The organism is Mesorhizobium sp. M4B.F.Ca.ET.143.01.1.1 (assembly GCF_004792275.1).
GTDB lineage: Bacteria > Pseudomonadota > Alphaproteobacteria > Rhizobiales > Rhizobiaceae > Mesorhizobium > Mesorhizobium abyssinicae.
In genome coordinates this window covers 1-289 of the sequence record NZ_SRSR01000332.1, presented here as the reverse complement: position 1 = coordinate 289, position 289 = coordinate 1, and the positions used below count along the sequence as shown (strand labels likewise).

The following is a 289-nucleotide window of genomic DNA, read 5'->3' as shown; positions in this document are numbered from 1 at the left end:
AGCGGCGCAACCCGCTCTCGGTCAGTATTTCCACAATGATGACGTCATGGTTCTCTTCCGGCACCCGCTCGACTTCCTGGCAGTCGAAGGCGATCCCGATCAGCCTCGGCGTGATGCCCTTTTCCGCCAGCCTGGCGATCGCCCGGTCGTAATAGCCGGCGCCATAGCCGATGCGGTGGCCGCGGGCGTCGAAGGCGGCGAGCGGCACCAGCATCAGCGTCGGGTCGAGCACTTCCGCCTCTTCATGCGGACCGACCGTGCCGAAGCCCATCTCGACCATCGGCGCGCC

1 protein-coding gene is annotated in these 289 nt (G+C 66.4%); it reads right to left on the bottom strand.

The window, feature by feature from the left end:
• On the bottom strand, positions 1 to 289 hold a 289-nt coding region (locus tag EN786_RS37215; RefSeq protein WP_135910206.1), incomplete at both ends, for a 5-formyltetrahydrofolate cyclo-ligase.